Below are 17036 nucleotides of genomic sequence, written 5' to 3' on the forward strand. Positions count from 1 at the left end.
TATTACAACCCAGCTTCGATCATGCCCCGCAGTTCCTTTTTTAGGTCCGCAATTTCATCGCGGAGGCGGCCGGCAAGCTCGAACTTCAGCTCCTTCGCCGCGGACTTCATCTGCTCTGTCATCTCCTGGATCAGCTTCTCCAGCTGCGGGCGTGCCATGGGTTCGTCGCTGGAACCGCGCACCAGCGCCCAGTCGGCCTCGGGCGATTCACCCCGCCCGCCGGCACTGGAATCGGCACCGGCGCCGCCTGCGGCGTCCACACCAGATTCCGCCTCGAGCTCCGCGACCTGGTCCAAGATATCGGCGATCTTTTTGCGCAAAGGCTGCGGGTCAATGCCGTGCTCTTCGTTGTAGACGATCTGCTTGGCGCGGCGGCGCTCGGTCTCGTCGATGGCGTATTGCATCGAGTCGGTGACTTTGTCGGCGTACATGATGACCTCGCCGGAGACGTTACGGGCTGCACGGCCGATGGTCTGGATCAGCGAGCGTTCGGAGCGCAGGAAGCCCTCCTTGTCGGCATCCAGAATGGCGACCAGCGAGACCTCCGGGAGGTCCAAGCCCTCACGCAGCAGGTTGATGCCCACGAGCACGTCGAATTCGCCCAGGCGCAGCTGGCGGAGCAGCTCCACGCGCTTGAGGGTATCGATGTCGGAGTGCATGTAGCGGACTTTCACGCCGTGCTCCAGCAGATAGTCGGTGAGGTCCTCGGCCATGCGCTTGGTCAGGGTGGTGACCAGCACGCGTTCGTTCTTCTCGGTGCGCTGGCGGATCTGCTCGATCAGGTCGTCGATCTGGCCTTCGGTCGGGCGCACCTCCACCTTCGGGTCCACCAGGCCGGTGGGTCGAATGACCTGCTCGACGTATTCGCCCTGGGCGGCGGCGATCTCGTAGTCGCCGGGAGTGGCGGACATGTAGACGCACTGGCCCTTGCGGTCGTCGAACTCCTCCCACGTCAGCGGGCGGTTATCCAGCGCGCTGGGCAGGCGGAAGCCGTGCTCCACCAGGTTGCGCTTGCGGGACATGTCGCCTTCGAACATGCCGCCGATCTGCGGGACAGTCACGTGGGACTCGTCGATGATGGTGAGGAAATCCTCGGGAAAGTAATCGATCAGGGTGGCGGGCGCGGAACCGGCAGCGCGGCCGTCGATGTGGCGGGAGTAGTTCTCGATACCGCTGGTGAAGCCCACCTGCTGGATCATCTCCAGGTCATATTCAGTGCGCATGCGCAGGCGCTGGGCTTCCAGCAGCTTGCCGCGGTTCTCCAGCTCCTCCAGACGCTGCGCCAGCTCTTCCTTGATGGCCTGCATGGCCTTTTCCATGCGCTCCGGGCCGGCGACGTAGTGTGTCGCCGGGAAGATGCGCAGTTCGTCGACCTGGCGAATCACGTCGCCAGTCAGCGGATGGATGTAGTACAGCGCATCGATGTCATCGCCGAAGAACTCCACGCGCACCGCCAGCTCCTCGTAGGCCGGGATGATGTCCACCGTGTCGCCCTTCACGCGGAAAGTGCCGCGGGTAAAGGCGACGTCGTTGCGGGAGTATTGGATATCCACCAGCAGACGCAGGAACCGATCGCGCTCGACCTCCTCGTCGACCTTCAAGACCACAGAACGGTCCAGGTAGGACTGCGGAGTGCCGAGGCCGTAGATGCAGGAGACCGAGGACACAACCACCACGTCCCGGCGCGACAGCAGCGCGGAGGTCGCGGAGTGGCGCAGGCGCTCCACGTCTTCGTTGATCGACGAGTCCTTCTCGATGTACGTATCCGTCTGCGCGATATACGCCTCCGGTTGGTAGTAGTCGTAGTAGGAGACGAAGTACTCCACCGCGTTGTTCGGCAGCAGGCTGCGCAGTTCGTTGGCCAGCTGGGCGGCCAGCGTCTTATTCGGCGCCATCACGAGGGTGGGGCGCTGTTCCTTCTCGATCAGCCAGGCGGCCGTCGCAGACTTACCCGTACCGGTGGCACCCATCAGCACCACGTCGCGTTCGCCGCGGTTAAGGCGCTGGTGCAGCTCCTCGATCGCATTCGGCTGGTCGCCGGCGGGTTCGTAGTCGCTAATTACTTCGAACTTCGCGTCCGTGCGTTCGACTTCCCCCACGGGGCGGAACTCGGAGTACGACAATTCGGGACGTTCTGCTGCAAAGGCCATGCCCGCTAGTCTACTTGCCACCCCGGACACCACCCGCCGTCCCGCCGATCGTTGCTGGTTCTGCGCCGATCGGACCCAACACCGTCGATATTCCTGGCGAGCTGTTACCGGTTGGTCCCAGCGGTGCGCGTACTGCTCGCACTGTTGATGACGCCTACTCCGCGGCCGCCATCGCCGCCCAGTATCTGAACCAGGATCCCCGTCCCGCACTGGATCGGCTCTCCCCCGCCCGACGCGCCGAGGTGAGCCACATTCTCAAGGTGCTGGAGGCTCCTGTGAAGGCTCCTGGCAAGGGCACCAATCCGCGAGCCACTGTGGTGGTACTGGGCAATGGACTGAACCCGGACGGTTCCGTACACCCCAACCTGCAGCGCCGCCTGGAGGTTGCCCGCGATTACGCGCGCCGGCATTCCGCGCTTCTGGTAGTAGGTTCTAGATCCCGTCCCAGAAGCCGTCGACCTGCTCGAGGAAGCTTTCCAGGGATCCGGAGTTATCCAGAACCGTGTCCGCCGCATTCAGGCGGGTCGCGCGGTCGATCTGGGCGGCAATGCGGCGGCGGGCGTCGTCCTCATCTAAGCCACGGTGCTGCACTAGGCGGTCGATGCGCAGCTCGTCAGGAGCGTCCACCACCAACACGTGATCGACCTTGTCGACCTCACCGTTTTCGATAAGCAGCGGCATGTCGTAGACGAGCACCTGCGCGCCGGACTCCCTCCCCTGCTTAAACAGCTCTTCGGTGCGGGCACGAATGCGCGGGTGGGTGATCGCGTTCAGCTTCTCCGTCGCCTCCGGCGTAGCAAAGGCCTGCCGGGCTAGCTCCGCCCGGTTTAACGTGCCGTCGGGGTTCAGCACCCCGTCAAAGGCATCCGCCAGCTCGGCCAAAGCTGGCTGACCTGGTTCGACGATCTCGCGCGCCACCAGGTCGGCGTCAACAATAAAAGCACCGTGCTCCGCCAACCGCGAAGAGACGGTTGACTTGCCGGATCCGATTCCACCAGTCAGCCCAATTGTGATCATGAGGCCATGCTAGCGCCTACAGGGAGCCGACCAGAGTGTTTCCAGCCAGGCGGCACTGGTAGTAGCTGGCGGCAAGGTTGCCGAACTCCATGCGCAGGCCATTGGCCTTGTAGATATCCTGTTCGGCGACTGCTTCGTCCCACTGCTTACGGACCTCTTCGATTTGCTGGTCCAGCTTCTGGCAGGCCTTCGGCACGCGCGAGGAGCTACCCAAGCCGCTCGACGCAGGAGCCTTGGGGGTCTCGACGGTCGGCAGCGGCTGGAGGGTTTCAGAGGCGGAATCAGCGTCCGCGGCGCCAGCGATACCCGCAGCGCTGGACAGAGTAAGAACAGCAGCGACGGCGATGGAAGCAATGCGAGAGGAATTAGCCATAGCCGAGAATATAGCGGAGTTCGGCGGGCAACGCAGAAGGACGTATGCAAATATAACTTGCATGCATAAGATTTCTGCCTCTCGCCGCACCCTCGCCGCAACCTTGACTGCCGGCTCAATCCTGGCTACTGCCACCGCCGTGACCGCCCTGTCTACGGGTCACGCCGCGGCGGATCCATGCTGGACTTACAAGCCCACCACCAGCGATGGGCTGGTCGCCAGCAGCAGCGGCTCACTTGCCGGTAGTCTCGGGCAGCCACAGTGGCTGACCGGTAAGCCCGAGGGCATGCCGAAGGTCACCGGAAATACCGAGGCGATGCACGTGCTTACCGGCCGGTTCGGCCCCGACCGCACCGACAAGACGGGTTTGAGCTCCACCGACCTGGGCATCATGTGGGATTCCGGCGATGGGCGCGTGCTGGCAGCGTTCGGTGATTCCTTCCGCTGCGGTGCCGGAAACAACGGCTGGCACTCCAATGCTCTGTACGAGACCGACGATATGGATCCCTCCAACGGCATCCACATGGGTGGCCCTGCCACGGGGGCGAACTCCGCAGAATTCCTACCTGAATCTCTAAAGATCGACGGTGTGGAGAAGACAATCATCCCGACCGCAGGCATCGAGGTAAATGGTGCGCAGTACGTGGACTTCATGTCCGTGCGCGACTGGGGGCGCCCGGGACAGTGGCGCACGAACTACGCCGCGACGGCGAAATCCACAGATGGCGGGAAGACTTTCTCCGTGGTGCCGAGCTCCTACCGCACCAGCTCGGTGGCTTCTAAGGACAGCCGCCTGCCTGACCTCCCAGCACACAGCCGTAGCAACGACTACTTCCAGATGACCGCCTTCGCCAAGGCACCGGAGGGCGCAGCTGCGGGCGACGACGGCTACGTGTACGTCTACGGCACCCCGTCGGGGCGCTCCGGCCAGGCGCGCTTGGCACGCATCAACGAGGCGGAATTCCCCGACTTCAGCTCCGCGGACTACTGGGACGGCAGTGGCTGGAGCTCCCGCATGGACGCTGCAAAGCCAGTGCTCGACGGGCGAGTCTCCGAACTATCCGTGCAGTACAACGAGCACCTCGGCAAGTGGCTGGCACTCTACGAATCCACTCAAGGAATGGTGCTACGCCAGGCCGATAGACCAGAAGGGCCCTGGAGCAGTGCGAAAACGCTGATCTCAAGGGCCCAGGTGCCGGATATCTACGGCGGGTATATGTACCCACACCAGACCGATGGGAACTTGTACTGGGTGGCCACCTCGTGGCACAGCTACAACGCGGTGGTGTACAAGACTGATCTGGCGAAGGTGTTCTAGCGGCTAGCGGCGCTTTAGCGCTCGACGATGGCGACGATGCCCTGACCACCTGCAGCGCAGATGGAAACCAGGGTACGGCCGCCGCCGTTTTCCTCCAGCACCTTCGCAGCGGTAGCGATGATGCGGCCGCCGGTAGCGGCGAACGGGTGGCCGGCTGCCAGGGAGGAGCCCTTGACGTTCAGCTTCGCGCGGTCGATGGCACCCAGAGCACCATCCAGGCCCAGGCGCTCGCGGCAGTACTCGTCGGACTCCCAAGCCTTGAGGGTGGCGCAGGTCTGGGAAGCGAAGGCCTCGTGGATCTCGTAGAAGTCGAAGTCCTGCAGGGTAAGGTTGTTGCGCTTCAGCAGGCGAGCAACCGCGTAGGTCGGGGACATCAGCAGTCCGTCCGGGGTCATGCCATCGCGGCCGTTGATGAAGTCCACGGAGGCAACCTCGGAATCCACCAGGTATGCCTTGACCGGGATGTTGTGCTCCGCGGCCCACTCTTCGGAGGAGATCAGGACTGCGGAAGCACCGTCGGTCAGCGGGGTGGAGTTACCGGCGGTCATGGTGGCCTTGGTGCCGTGCTGCTCGGCATCCTTCTTGCCGAAGACCGGCTTCAGCTTGGCCAGCTTCTCCACGTTGGAGTCCGGGCGCAGGTTGGTATCGCGCTGCACGCCCAGGTACGGGGTGATGAGGTCCTCGAAGAAGCCCTCGTCGTATGCCTTGGCCAGCTTCTGGTGGGACTCGGCCGCCAGCTGGTCCTGCTCCTCGCGGGTCAGCTCGAACTCGCGGGCGGTGATGGCCGCGTGTTCACCCATGGACAGTCCGGTGCGGGGCTCGCCGTTGTTCGGCTGTTCCGGGGCTAGCTGGGAGGGGCGGATCTGGCCGACTAGCTTCAGGCGGTCGGTGGTGGTCTTCGCGTTGTTCAGCTTGATCAGGGTCTTGCGCAGCTGATCGTTAACAGCCAGCGGTGCGTCGGAGGTGGTGTCCACGCCGCCGCCGATGCCGGACTCGATGCGGCCCAGGGCGATTGCGTCCGCAACCTGTACCAGGGCAGCCAGGCCAGTGCCGCAGGCCATCTGCAGATCGAAGGCCGGAGTGGTGGAGGACAGTGCGGAGCCGAGGACGGTCTCGCGGGTCAGGTTGAAGTCGCGGGAGTGCTTCAGCACGGCGCCGGCGACGACCTGGCCCAGCTCCTCGCCCTGCAGGCCGTAGCGTGCGACCAGGCCATCGATGGCGGCGGTCAGCATGTCTTGGTTAGACGCGTTCGCGTACTCCTTGTTGGAACGGGCGAACGGGATGCGGTTGCCGCCCAGGATGGCGACCTTGCGGGGTGCTCCGTTAGTCATATTTTTGTGTCACTCCATCGAAGAATGTGAATTGAAAGAACGTTTTCCTACACGGTGTGCTCGATCACACCGTATGGTTATACATGAGAACATACATTGTCTCGGCAACGCGCGTGTGCGTATCGCCAACAAGACTTGTATATTTCGCGCCGAATTGCCACCCACTGTGGCGAAAATATAGACATGAGGAGTTAAAGCTAGTGCCTGAAAACCAGGATGCATACCTGAAGTTCATCAACTCGGACCTCGGCAAGAAGATCTCCAAGCAGGCTGGCCTGCCGGTACCGACGAAGCTGCGTCGTTACAAGGAGGGCGAGCCCGCGCTGGACGGCCGTGTTCTGCTGGGCGGTTCCGGTCGCCTGGTCGGCCGCATCGAGGAGCTGCTCGCCGACGACTACAAGGTCTCTACCTCCGCTGGCGATAACAAGTACGCCGGTCTGGTTTTTGACGCCACCGGCATCACCAAGCCGGAAGACCTCCGCCAGCTGTACGACTTCTTCCACCCGGTCATGCGCCAGCTACAGCCCTGCGCCCGCCTGCTGGTCATCGGCACCACCCCGGAGCTGATTGACAACGCTGACGAGCGCATCGCTCAGCGTGCCCTGGAGGGCTTCACCCGCTCCGTCGGTAAGGAACTGCTGCGCGGCGCCACGGTCCAGCTGGTGTACACCGCCCCGGACGCTTCCGCCGACCTCGCTGGCCTGGAGTCCACCCTGCGCTTCGTCCTGTCCGCCAAGTCGGCCTTCGTGGACGCTCAGGTTATTCGTGTTGACGCCCAGTCCGCGACCGCCCCGGCCAACTGGGATAAGCCTTCCGAGGGCAAGATCGCCGTAGTCACCGGCGCTGCCCGCGGCATCGGCGCCACCATCGCAGAGGTGCTGGCTCGCGACGGCGCGAAGGTCATCTGCGTGGACGTTCCGCAGGCTGGCGAGGGCCTGGCAGAGACCGCCAACAAGGTTGGCGGCACTGCCCTGCCGCTGGACGTCACCGCTGCCGACGCTGCTGAGAAGCTGAAGGAGCACGCGGAGGCTCGCCACGGCGGCCCGATCGACATCATCGTCCACAACGCCGGCATCACCCGCGATAAGCTGCTGGCCAACATGGACGAGGGCCGTTGGGATTCCGTCATCGCCGTCAACCTGGCTGCACCGGTGCGCATCACCGAGAAGCTGCTGGATAACGGTGGCCTGGCCGACAACGGCCGTGTCATCGGCGTGGCTTCCATCGCCGGTATCGCCGGTAACCGTGGCCAGACCAACTACGGCGCCACCAAGGCCGGCGTGATCGGCTTCGTGGATTCCTTCTCCGAGAAGCTGGCTGACCGTGGCATCACCGTCAACGCTGTGGCTCCGGGCTTCATCGAGACCCAGATGACCGCCGCCATCCCGTTCGGCACCCGCGTCGGTGGCCGTCTGCTGTCCTCCCTGCAGCAGGGTGGCGAGACCGTGGACGTCGCCGAGACCATCGCCTACTTCGCCGCTCCGGCTTCCCAGGCTGTCACCGGCAACGTTGTCCGCGTGTGTGGCCAGGCAATGCTGGGCGCCTAAGACGAACCCCGTCAAGCGAACTGTAGAGAAAGGAGCCACGACCAGTGGTTGACTACAAGAAGCTGGATTCCATCCCAGTGCTGATGGACGAGTACCGCAACGCCGTCAAGGATGTTGTTCCGGGCGTGGGTAGCCCCCGCAGCGCCAAGGACAATCCAAAGACTGCGTTCAAGGTTGAGGGCGTCAAGATCAAGGTGCCGGAGCTGGCTGCCTACAACGCGGCAACGGGCCTGCGCCTGCGCAACGAGTTGCCGATCACGTACCCGTACGTGCTGAGCTTCCCGATTGTCATGAAGATCCTGACTGCATCGGACTCCCCTGTTAATGCCGTGGGCCTGGTGCACCTGACCAACCGCATCGAGCAGACCCGCGACCTGACCGTGGACGATGTGCTGGACATCCGCGTGCACGCGGAGAACCTGCGTCCGCACACCAAGGGTGTGCTGCTGGATGTCGTTACCGTCGTCTCCGTCGACGGCGAGGACGTGTGGAAGCAGACCAGTGGCTTCCTGTCTAAGGGTGCGAAGCTTTCCAGCTCCTCGCCTTACAAGGACAAGCAGCCGACCGACGGCCGCATTCTGGAGCCGGTTGAGTTCGATGAGTACGACGCGACCCCATCCGCAAAGTTCCGCGTCACCCCGGCGGACATCCAGGAGTACGCGCAGGCTTCGGGTGATAAGAACCCGATCCACGTCTCCAGCGTTGGCGCGAAGGCATTCGGCTTCCCGGCCGTCATTGCGCACGGCATGTGGTCCGCTGCCACGATGCTGCGCGGCCTGGAGGGCTTGCTGCCTTCCGCTGCACGTTTCAGCGTGGAGTTCGCCAAGCCCGTTACGCTGCCGACCACCGTGGCATTCTTCGCCGAGGCTGCGGGCGACAAGGCCTACCCGCGCCCCAGCGAGTGGGATCTGCAGCTGCGCAAGGCGTCTAAGCTAAAGACCCTGCACGCTGTGGGCAAGGTCGAAAGAATCTAGCCAACATCTAGCCAACGTCGGTTTGGCGGGCAGAACCGGCTGATCACCTGCCGGTAAAAAAGCTCGTGGTGCGTTCCTCGCGCCACGAGCTTTCTTATATCTATCGCCAGGGTCCTAGTAGAACGACGCCTAACTGACCGCCCAGTAGTAGGTCAGCACACCTTGCCCGATGAGGACAATGGGGATGAATGCAAGGGACGCCACCACGTCAATGAATGTGATGACTTTGGCCATGCGAGCCTCGGCCAGTTCGTCCGGCTGACGGCTTGCGATAAAGGCTAGAACAATCAGCGAGATGACGATGACCAGGGCGGCTGCAGCCCATGGCTGCCAACTCTCAGTAGCACTGTTGAAGATCCACGCATTCACACCAAACTGATCAGCGGAGTCCTTACCAGTTTGCGATCCGTCGCCTGAGAACCAATGCACGAAGCTGCCGGTGCTCGTGGCGAGGCCAGTGATTCCGGCGATGAGCAGAGGGCTAATGATCCGAGCATCCGAGAAGCCATTCGTGCGCAGGATCAGGATGACCGCCAGCAGGGCTGCAATGAGCCCCTGTTGCCAGTAGCTGCTTGTGTTGAGAACAAGCACAATAAGGGCGCCCATGATTGTTGCGGCCCAGCTAATACCGCGACTAATTGCTTCAGTGCGTAGGGCGGCAGCGCGGATGGATTCGCGGCTAATGGACTCCCCTGCGTCACTGCGACGAAGCATCGCAGCAAGCCCGGTGCTACTGATGGCAAGCGTCGACGTGGTCAGCAGCATCGCGATGGGCAGCCATGCTGTCCACGCGGCCAGCGCAAAAGGACTTGCACCAAGGAAGGTTGCCAGCCCGAAGACCGCCGCAGCAACGGCGACGATCCCGGCTGCAACCGCTGTAGCTGTCGCCTGCTTCCTCAGCGCGATCCACGCTGCGATGGCCGCACAGAGCGCAGTGATGCTAATTGTCCAGGCTAGCCCTAGCGCACTGTCCACAGGCCGCAACACGGCTGCAGAGACAATGAACCCAAAGATAGGCAGGGACCACGCCAACTTCTGAGCCCACGGACGGGGCTTCCACAGAGCAATCCCGATTGCCAGGAGGGTCAGGACGGTAGCGGTCACGACGCTTGTGATTCGACCTGAATTCCACGCCTCCACAACGTGTCCGCTGGCAGAGGAGCCATGCCCAAAACCAAGCCCCGCGAGGCTGCTACCCCACACACCCTTGAGTGCAACGAGGCCAACCAACGTAATAGTGGCCAACATAGTTGCCAGCAGACCATCTGTGCGAGTGGTTCCAGACCACGCAAACTGGGAGGCACCAATGGTGCTGCGCATTTCGGCCATGATGTCATCGACAAATGGTGCGTGGGCGGCTTCAGCTCGCTGCGACAGGTAGAGCTTGTGCCCGTCCAGCACCTCATAGTCTTCGAGAGTGCGCTCAGCGTTGATAATCCCCGTTTCTGGGGAGGACAGCACCCACAGGTGCGCGGTAGCTTCCACGTCTGCGGTAAATTCGGAATCTGCTACTCGTCCACGGAACAGTTCCACCACGTCATCGAGGTAGTCGATGACGGGCCTGTGTGCTGGGAGGCTGACATCCAATTGATGGTCTTGCCAAAACACACTTAATCTCACAAACATCGCAGACATAGTAGTAATGATTACATGGATTGTCGTGTGGCACGTGACTGGGTGCCCTTGTATGCGCCTAGCGGCCGATTGTCCTGTTGATCCCCGATACGTGCGTAGAGAGTTTTTGCTGAAGTAATGTCCACCAAGATTATTCACCGTCCGGCTCGCGCGAATCGAGCGATAGTGCCACAAGGGCCGTTGGAGTTGGCCCAGATTCCAACGATCCGTTCCAATGGGGCGGCGGCGAATGCGGTGACGTTCCTGCTTCCAGTTATTGGTGGCATGGGCATGGTGCTCATGATGATGTCGTCCGGCAACCCTATCCGCATGGCCATCGGCTCGGTGATGTTCGTGATGGTGATCGTCAGCGCGCTGGTGATGTTCGCGCGTTCGCGCACGGGCAAGCGCAAGGAGGCCGAAACAGCCCGAATTCGTTTCTTGGAGCACCTGAAGGAAATGGAGGCGAAGGCAAAAGACAAGGCAACTGAGCAACAAAAGGTCGCAGCAATGCGCAGCCCCGAGCCAGGCGCGCTGCAGGATGCCATTCGAAATCCCTTCCGTCTGTGGGAGCGGCGCCGTAGCGACGAAGATGTGTTGGTCACCCGCATCGGATCAGGGACGTGCCAGCTGGCGTGCGGTATCAAGGTGAAGGAGGCCACGGACCCGTTGGCCATTCCGGAGCCGATCTCCCAAGCGCACGCAGAGCGCATGCTGAAGCGCACTCAAACCGTGGAGAATACTCCCATCGCCATTCCAGCCCGTGGTGTGGTCAGTTTGGTGGGTTCTCCCCAGCTGACAACGGAGGCGCTGCGCACGATTGTCACCCAAGCGGCGGTGTTCCATGCTCCTGATGACGTGCGTTTCCACTTTGCATTGCCATTGGCTGATCATGCGGATACGGCAGATTGGGCGCTGTGGCTTCCTCATGTCTTGAGTGAGGACGAGTTTGATGGGCCTCTGGGCAAGCGCCAGGTGAGCCACGATGAAACTTCCGCCCAGTCGTTGCTTCAGGAGGTGGAGCGCCGCAATGACGAGTTGAAGGAGCGCGCCCGGTACCAAATGAAGTCTCTGGAGGAGCCTTTCATTGTGGTGGTGCTGGACATGGATTCCGAGCATGGGCGCTGGCTGGAGGGCCAATTGTCTCAGGTGTTGAGCCTGGAGAAGGCCCGTATTGCTGTGCTGGCCACGTCTCTGCGTCAACAGGACGAGCCGAGCCACGTGGACGTTCGTGTATCCATTGAGGATTCCCGCGAATTCCAGGTTCAGCTGATTGACCGTGGTGAGGTGCGCGAACCCAAACCTGGCGAGGATGGCTTTGTAGAGCGCATGCTGTATGGAGGTTTCCGTGGCCGATTGGATGAGGTCTCCCCTGCTTTAGCGGAGTCCGTGGCGCGTTCGCTTTCACCTCTGCGCTTGGTGGAGGATGCCACGCCGGACGCTCCGCTTGAACAGACCATTGGCCTGGATGCGATGCTGGGCATTGATGACTTCGCTACCTACGACATTGCCCACCAATGGAGTCCGGGTGGCGCGGATGAGTTCCTGAAGGTGCCTTTTGGAATTGACGCCGAGGCGCAGCCGATCTACCTAGATATCAAGGAATCCGCGAAATCCGGAATGGGTCCACACGGCCTATGTGTGGGCGCAACCGGTTCGGGTAAGTCTGAGGTGCTGCGCACCATCGTCTTGGCTCAGGTGATCAACCATCATCCCGATCAGCTATCGCTGGTTTTGGTGGACTTTAAGGGTGGCGCGACGTTTGCCGGCTTGGAGCCACTTCCCCACACGGCTGCGGTGGTGGATAACTTGGCGGACGAAGCGGGCTTGGTGGATCGCCTGCATGATTCGATTTTGGGCGAGATTCAGCGCCGCCAGCATGTTCTGCAAAAGGCTGGCAACTTGGCCAATGTTGCAGAGTACAACGCCATTCGACAAAAACAGATCGACCAGGATGGCTCGACCTCCATGGATCCTCTGCCTGTCCTGTTTGTGGTGATTGATGAGTTTGGTGAGCTTCTGGCAGCCAAGCCGGAGTTTATCGAATTGTTTGTGCAGATCGGGCGCATCGGCCGTTCCATTGGCGTGCACCTTCTCTTGGCTTCTCAGCGTTTGGAGGAAGGCCGCCTGCGCGGCTTGGAATCTTACTTGTCTTACCGCATTGGCCTGCGTACGTTTTCCGCATCCGAATCCCGCACGGCCATTGGTTCCACGGCAGCCCACGAGCTCCCCCCTATTCCTGGTTCGGGCTATTTGAAGGTGGATCCGGATATCTTTGACCGCTTTAAGGCCGCTTATGTGTCGGGACCGTACACGTCCTCCGCATCCCAGGAGGAGCGCGAGCTTCCACCTGTTCCGATGCCTCTGGAGCTAGAGAATACGACGGAAAGCTGGCTGCAGCAGCGTGTTGAGGCACACCAGCTTTCGCTGGCTACGAATGCCAAGAAGTCGGCGAATATCCAACCGGTGGTAGAGCCAACTACGACGTTGGAGCTGGTTGTGTCCCGCTTGATCCCCGCTGCGGAACCTACCCGTCAGATTTGGCTTCCTCCGGTTCCCGACAGGATCGATCTTGGCTCGGCGTTGGGCCAGGTAGAGCTCACATCTGACCGTGGCATGCGTGCTCAGCGCACCGGTCAATTGCAGATTCCACTGGGGCTGAAGGATAAGCCTTTGGAGCAGTGGCAGGGCCCACTTGTTGTCGATTTGGCGGGCTCGCAGGGCAATGTTGCGATCATGGGTGCTCCGCAATCGGGCAAGACGACAACGGTGAAGTCCCTGGTTCTGGCCACGGCTCTGACGCACACGCCTGCGGAAGTGTCCATGTACATCGCGGACTTGAACGGTTCGGCCTTCACCGGGTTTGCGGAGCTTCCCCATGTTGGTGATGTGGCAACGCGTTTTGATGAGGATAAGTTGCGCCGCATGTTTTCTGAGATGCTACAGTTCCTTGCGGACCGTGAGCGCATCTTTGCCGAGCATCGTTTGTCCAGCGTGGAAGATATGCGCCGCGCTCATGCGGCGGGCCGTCTTCCGGAGCTGCCCAGCGCCGACGTCTTTCTCATTATCGATGGCTGGGCAACTCTTCGGCATGACTTTGAGGATCTGGCAGAGCAGGCTCAGAACTTGGCTGCCCGCGGCCTGGGTTATGGCATACATGTGGTGTTTGCAACGGGACGCTGGGCAGATTTCCGGCTGCAGCTGCAGGCTGTAATTGGCACAAAGCTGGAACATCGCCTAAATGACCCTCTGGATTCCTCGATCGGGAAGAAGCCGCAAGAGCAGTTGGCGGGCCAGCCGACGGGTCGCATTCTGTCGGCGGACAAGCTGTTTTCCCATGTGGCAAGCCCTGTGCTGGAACAGCCAGATGTGGTTCGGGAGCAGTCCACGCAGGCACTGATTTCCGCGATTGCTCAAGCAAGCCCATTTAAGAATGCGCCTGCGGTACGCATGTTGCCGGAGAAGGTCATGCTGCAGGAGTTGATTGAGGCCAGCGGCGGTCAGCCTGCTGTGGTGGCATTGGCGGAATCAACGTTGCAACCTGCGCGCTTCGATTTGGATGGTGCTCAGCGTCATTTGTTCATTGTGGGTGAGCATGCGTCAGGAAAGACGACGGCGCTTCGTGCATTGATGTCGGAGGCAATTCGTGGCAAGCAGCCGGGCCAGGTGATGTTTGGTATTTTCGACGCCCGTCGTACCTTGCTTGGCGAGTGTCCTGAGGAGTTCCTGGGTGAGTACGCTGGCACAAAGTCCGCCGCGGAGCTATTGGCGAAAGGTATCGCCAAGGAGTTGGAGAGGCGGTTGCCCCCTGCGGATGTAACGCAGGAGCAATTGCGCAATCGATCGTGGTGGCAAGGCCCCGAAATCTACATTGTGGTGGACGATTTTGAGCAGTTCGAGGGAACCAACAATCCGCTCCGGCCACTGGTTCCCTTCCTTTCCCATGGCGCAGATATTGGTCTTCACGTGTGGATTGCACGCCGCGCGGCTGGTGTGTCGAGAGCCACGTATGACACGTTTGCGCAAGGCATCCGGGACAACGGGGCAAATGGTTTGCTGCTCAGCGGAGAGAAGCAAGAGGGCGCTGTGTGGCCGAAGGTGTACCTGCAGCAGCTACCGACTGGCCGTGCACAGTGGGTGCGTGGCCCGGGCCGTGTGGAGTTGGTTCAGCTTGGTTTCCGCTCCCCCAATTAAAGGGCACTATAGGTAAACCTAAGGCGAACTACACCTTACACGCGCCTCATTTTTACATAAGTGTCCGATCCCCAGCTAGCCCAGAAACTTATCGATAAATACCCAAACCGTGCTGTCATGCCTGCAGATTTCCCATCGCTCAGGATTCTCTAATCTAGGTCCCCGACCTTCCCTTTAATCGAAATTTGCAATGCGATCTCGAGGCTCAACTGGTATCCTCGAAAAGGTATTCAAGATTGACGGTGCGATCGAGTGAGTTAATAAGGAGAAAGGCTTTATGGCCAATTCGGTCACCTCGCCTGTGCGGTTCCACCCGGATGCCCCACGTCCACGGTTCCTATGGCAAGCCTCCCTACCCACCAACTGGGTTCGTATTGACACTCATCCAGAGTCTTCGCCACACCGTTTGTCCCAGATCGCGGAGAATTACATTCCTGGCCACCGCTTAAAGCGAGCCGAACAAAAGATAGTGCTTCAGCAGCTCGAGCAGCTGGTTAAAGCCGCCCGCGATGGAAACATTCTTCTAACCCTGATCCTCCCCGGCCTCTCGGAAGATGGACAGGCAACGTCAGCCACGCTGTTGTTGCGCTGGTACGACAGCTCCCCTGAGTTTGCTAGCCTGCGCACCGTGGAGCAGGCTTTTTCTACGAAGGACGCGACCACACAGCAGTGCACATCCCCCAAGGGAATGGCCTATGTGCACTCATCCAACACCACCCAGTCCGGTCCAATATCTCAGCGGCGCACGACATTCCACCACCAGGCGTTTCTCCCCATTCCCTCCACCACCTGGACGTTGGTCATTTCTGGATCGGCTCCAGATGAGGAGACTGGTGAGTTGCTGGGCAACATTGTGAAGCGTGTGGCCAACAGTGTTCAGGCGCATCCAGAGACGTTGGGTGAAACGTTTGAAGGTTTGGATCTACTCGATTCGAACTTCTTCGCTGGCAGCCAGGAAGCTTTGCAGAAACAGGAGTAAGGCATGTCCGATTACATTCAAGTACCTCTGCAATCTCTGCGTGATATTGCAAACAATCTCGCCGGCATGAAGGCCGATCTGGAAGGCGATAAGACAGGCGCCGACCTTCTTTCCGGTGTGGATTCCATCCACGGCCACAAAATCCAGCAGGCGGTAGCCGAATACTTCGGCGAGTGGGATGGCCCACGCAACCGCCTTCTGGAAAACGTCGGGAAGCTGGGAGATGTGTCGGGCAAGATCGCTGACGTCACTCAGCAATACGATGACGAATCCGCAAAAGGTTTCAACCAGTTTGCCGCCAAGCTCAGGGGAAAGGAATAGCACATGTCTGGCGCTACGTATTATGCGTTCCGCGATTCGGCGGCAGATTCCACAAAGGGCGATATCAACACAGTAATGGGCGATATCGCGAATACTTTGGAGGATATTGACAGCTCAATTGAAGATCTTCGTGGAGGCTGGGAGGCCACTGAGGCTGATGCGTACTACGAGATCATCACCAAGTGGAAAGAAGGCGCCACCAATCTGAAGGACGTCCTCGCGGATGTCCAAGATGCCTTACAAAACATGAAAGATGGCAATACACAGCTTCGCGAAGGAATTGCCAAAGTGCTCGATGAAACCAGTTAGCTCAGTTAGCTAATGTCACGCGCGGGGTGCATGCGGGTGAAGGTCGGAAATCTTCTCTCGCGTTTGTTCTTTCCAGCACCGATCTAACTGCGCGCCAACCTGTACAAGTTTTTCACCACTATTGACGAGCCCGTGTTGTCGGACTCGCACAAGGAGTAATCATGGGTAGCGAACACCTTTCCGTTGAACACAGTGCCGTTTCTGGTCACGTATCTTCTCTGCAGACCAACCACCAGAACCTGATGGACCAGTCTTCTAAGTTCTTGGAAGCTTTGGAGCCGTTGAAGGGATCCTGGAAGGGTTCCTCTGTTGGAGCTTGGGACAATATGACTCAGGCATGGTCGGACAACATGGATCAGGTTAAGCAGGCTCTGGAGGAGCTGACTGGTCGCGTTGATGAAGCTGGTAAGTCCTACCAGTCGGGTGAGGAAGAGCAGACCAGCGCGCTGCAGCAAAAGTTTGCCGGTATGAATTTCCAGCAGGGCAACATTCTCTAACCAATCACCGTCACCACATTTTCATTCGTAGAAAGGTTAACGTCCACCATGGCTGTGTACGCGTACAACAATTCCGATGCTGAGTCCACTTCTGGCGATCTCAATGGCGTAATGAACCAGATCGAGTCCACCCTGTCGGAGATGGATTCTGATATCCGCAAGCTGGCTTCCAGCTGGGAAGGCTCCGAGCAGGAGGAATACTCCCAGGTTCACGGTAAGTGGTCTTCCGCTGCGCATAACCTGAAGGAAATTCTGGGCCAGATTCGTGGCGCGCTGGATGAAAACACCCAGTCCGTCGCTGAGACTCGTGGCCGCGCTTCCCAAGCTATCGCTGGTTCCTAAGAGGGCTAGGTTCTCTAGCCCTCTCCTTTCCCCTCCCCTTCGATTTCCCCTTCGTTTCTTCATCTGACCA

General features: G+C 60.3%; 14 protein-coding genes. 9 read left to right on the forward strand and 5 right to left on the reverse strand.

Annotation, left to right across the window (positions count from 1 at the left end; genetic code table 11):
- Positions 1-2: 2 nt before the first annotated feature.
- The 3 genes from uvrB to QKE30_RS03180 all read right to left on the reverse strand — a co-directional run bounded on the left by uvrB (position 3) and on the right by QKE30_RS03180 (position 3540).
- Entirely contained in the window at positions 3-2150 is a 2148-nt protein-coding gene (uvrB, locus tag QKE30_RS03170) for an excinuclease ABC subunit UvrB (protein WP_347934086.1), read from the reverse strand.
- A gap of 432 nt (positions 2151-2582) precedes the next feature.
- Positions 2583-3167: a dephospho-CoA kinase gene (coaE, locus tag QKE30_RS03175; protein WP_347934087.1), complete on the reverse strand. Its 585-nt coding sequence runs from the start codon at positions 3165-3167 to the stop codon at positions 2583-2585.
- A 16-nt stretch (positions 3168-3183) separates the two neighbouring features.
- Entirely contained in the window at positions 3184-3540 is a 357-nt protein-coding gene (locus QKE30_RS03180; protein ID WP_347934088.1) for a hypothetical protein, read from the reverse strand.
- A gap of 61 nt (positions 3541-3601) precedes the next feature.
- Here QKE30_RS03180 and QKE30_RS03185 point away from each other — a divergent pair, with 61 nt between their 5' ends.
- Positions 3602-4858, forward strand: coding sequence for a DUF4185 domain-containing protein (locus tag QKE30_RS03185; RefSeq protein ID WP_347934089.1), 1257 nt, complete (start codon positions 3602-3604; stop codon positions 4856-4858).
- Positions 4859-4872: 14 nt separating this feature from the next.
- On the opposite strand, the gene QKE30_RS03190 is transcribed toward QKE30_RS03185, so the two are convergent.
- Positions 4873-6189, reverse strand: coding sequence for an acetyl-CoA C-acetyltransferase (locus QKE30_RS03190; protein WP_347934090.1), 1317 nt, complete (start codon positions 6187-6189; stop codon positions 4873-4875).
- 200 nt (positions 6190-6389) lie between these two features.
- Between QKE30_RS03190 and QKE30_RS03195 the strand changes: the two genes are divergently transcribed.
- Both QKE30_RS03195 and QKE30_RS03200 read left to right on the forward strand, forming a co-directional pair.
- Complete coding sequence (locus tag QKE30_RS03195; RefSeq protein WP_005295764.1) at positions 6390-7736, forward strand: 3-oxoacyl-ACP reductase; 1347 nt, start codon at positions 6390-6392, stop codon at positions 7734-7736.
- A gap of 44 nt (positions 7737-7780) precedes the next feature.
- Positions 7781-8710 carry a MaoC family dehydratase gene (locus QKE30_RS03200; protein WP_239202271.1) on the forward strand — a complete coding sequence of 310 codons (930 nt, stop codon included), beginning with the start codon at positions 7781-7783 and terminating at the stop codon, positions 8708-8710.
- Positions 8711-8839: 129 nt separating this feature from the next.
- Here QKE30_RS03200 and QKE30_RS03205 read toward each other — a convergent pair whose 3' ends face one another.
- Entirely contained in the window at positions 8840-10345 is a 1506-nt protein-coding gene (locus tag QKE30_RS03205; protein WP_347934091.1) for an EsaB/YukD family protein, read from the reverse strand.
- A 117-nt stretch (positions 10346-10462) separates the two neighbouring features.
- Here QKE30_RS03205 and eccCa point away from each other — a divergent pair, with 117 nt between their 5' ends.
- The 6 genes from eccCa (at position 10463) to QKE30_RS03235 (ending at position 16966) form a co-directional block, all read left to right on the forward strand.
- On the forward strand, positions 10463-14518 hold the full coding sequence (eccCa, locus tag QKE30_RS03210; protein WP_347934092.1) for a type VII secretion protein EccCa: 4056 nt from the start codon (positions 10463-10465) through the stop codon (positions 14516-14518).
- Positions 14519-14924: 406 nt separating this feature from the next.
- Entirely contained in the window at positions 14925-15497 is a 573-nt protein-coding gene (locus QKE30_RS03215) for a hypothetical protein (RefSeq protein WP_347934093.1), read from the forward strand.
- A 3-nt stretch (positions 15498-15500) separates the two neighbouring features.
- Complete coding sequence (locus QKE30_RS03220; protein ID WP_034985065.1) at positions 15501-15818, forward strand: hypothetical protein; 318 nt, start codon at positions 15501-15503, stop codon at positions 15816-15818.
- A gap of 3 nt (positions 15819-15821) precedes the next feature.
- The gene (locus QKE30_RS03225; protein ID WP_347934094.1) at positions 15822-16127 is read left to right on the forward strand and encodes a WXG100 family type VII secretion target; all 306 of its coding nucleotides are present in this window, start codon (positions 15822-15824) and stop codon (positions 16125-16127) included.
- 161 nt (positions 16128-16288) lie between these two features.
- Complete coding sequence (locus QKE30_RS03230; RefSeq protein WP_237744674.1) at positions 16289-16624, forward strand: WXG100 family type VII secretion target; 336 nt, start codon at positions 16289-16291, stop codon at positions 16622-16624.
- Positions 16625-16672: 48 nt separating this feature from the next.
- Positions 16673-16966, forward strand: a complete 294-nt coding sequence (locus QKE30_RS03235) for a WXG100 family type VII secretion target (protein ID WP_034966005.1) — start codon at positions 16673-16675, stop codon at positions 16964-16966.
- The last annotated feature ends 70 nt before the right edge of the window (positions 16967-17036 follow it).

The organism is Corynebacterium sp. c24Ua_83 (genome assembly GCF_039907245.1).
GTDB lineage: Bacteria > Actinomycetota > Actinomycetes > Mycobacteriales > Mycobacteriaceae > Corynebacterium.

Coding starts and splice junctions, on each gene's coding strand:
- eccCa (WP_347934092.1), top strand. CDS start 10,463: ATGTCCACCAAGATTATTCACCGTCCGGCTCGCGCGAATCGAGCGATA.
- QKE30_RS03205 (WP_347934091.1), bottom strand. CDS start 10,345: ATGTCTGCGATGTTTGTGAGATTAAGTGTGTTTTGGCAAGACCATCAA.
- uvrB (WP_347934086.1), bottom strand. CDS start 2,150: ATGGCCTTTGCAGCAGAACGTCCCGAATTGTCGTACTCCGAGTTCCGC.
- QKE30_RS03220 (WP_034985065.1), top strand. CDS start 15,501: ATGTCCGATTACATTCAAGTACCTCTGCAATCTCTGCGTGATATTGCA.
- QKE30_RS03225 (WP_347934094.1), top strand. CDS start 15,822: ATGTCTGGCGCTACGTATTATGCGTTCCGCGATTCGGCGGCAGATTCC.
- QKE30_RS03235 (WP_034966005.1), top strand. CDS start 16,673: ATGGCTGTGTACGCGTACAACAATTCCGATGCTGAGTCCACTTCTGGC.
- coaE (WP_347934087.1), bottom strand. CDS start 3,167: ATGATCACAATTGGGCTGACTGGTGGAATCGGATCCGGCAAGTCAACC.
- QKE30_RS03190 (WP_347934090.1), bottom strand. CDS start 6,189: ATGACTAACGGAGCACCCCGCAAGGTCGCCATCCTGGGCGGCAACCGC.
- QKE30_RS03230 (WP_237744674.1), top strand. CDS start 16,289: ATGGGTAGCGAACACCTTTCCGTTGAACACAGTGCCGTTTCTGGTCAC.
- QKE30_RS03180 (WP_347934088.1), bottom strand. CDS start 3,540: ATGGCTAATTCCTCTCGCATTGCTTCCATCGCCGTCGCTGCTGTTCTT.
- QKE30_RS03185 (WP_347934089.1), top strand. CDS start 3,602: ATGCATAAGATTTCTGCCTCTCGCCGCACCCTCGCCGCAACCTTGACT.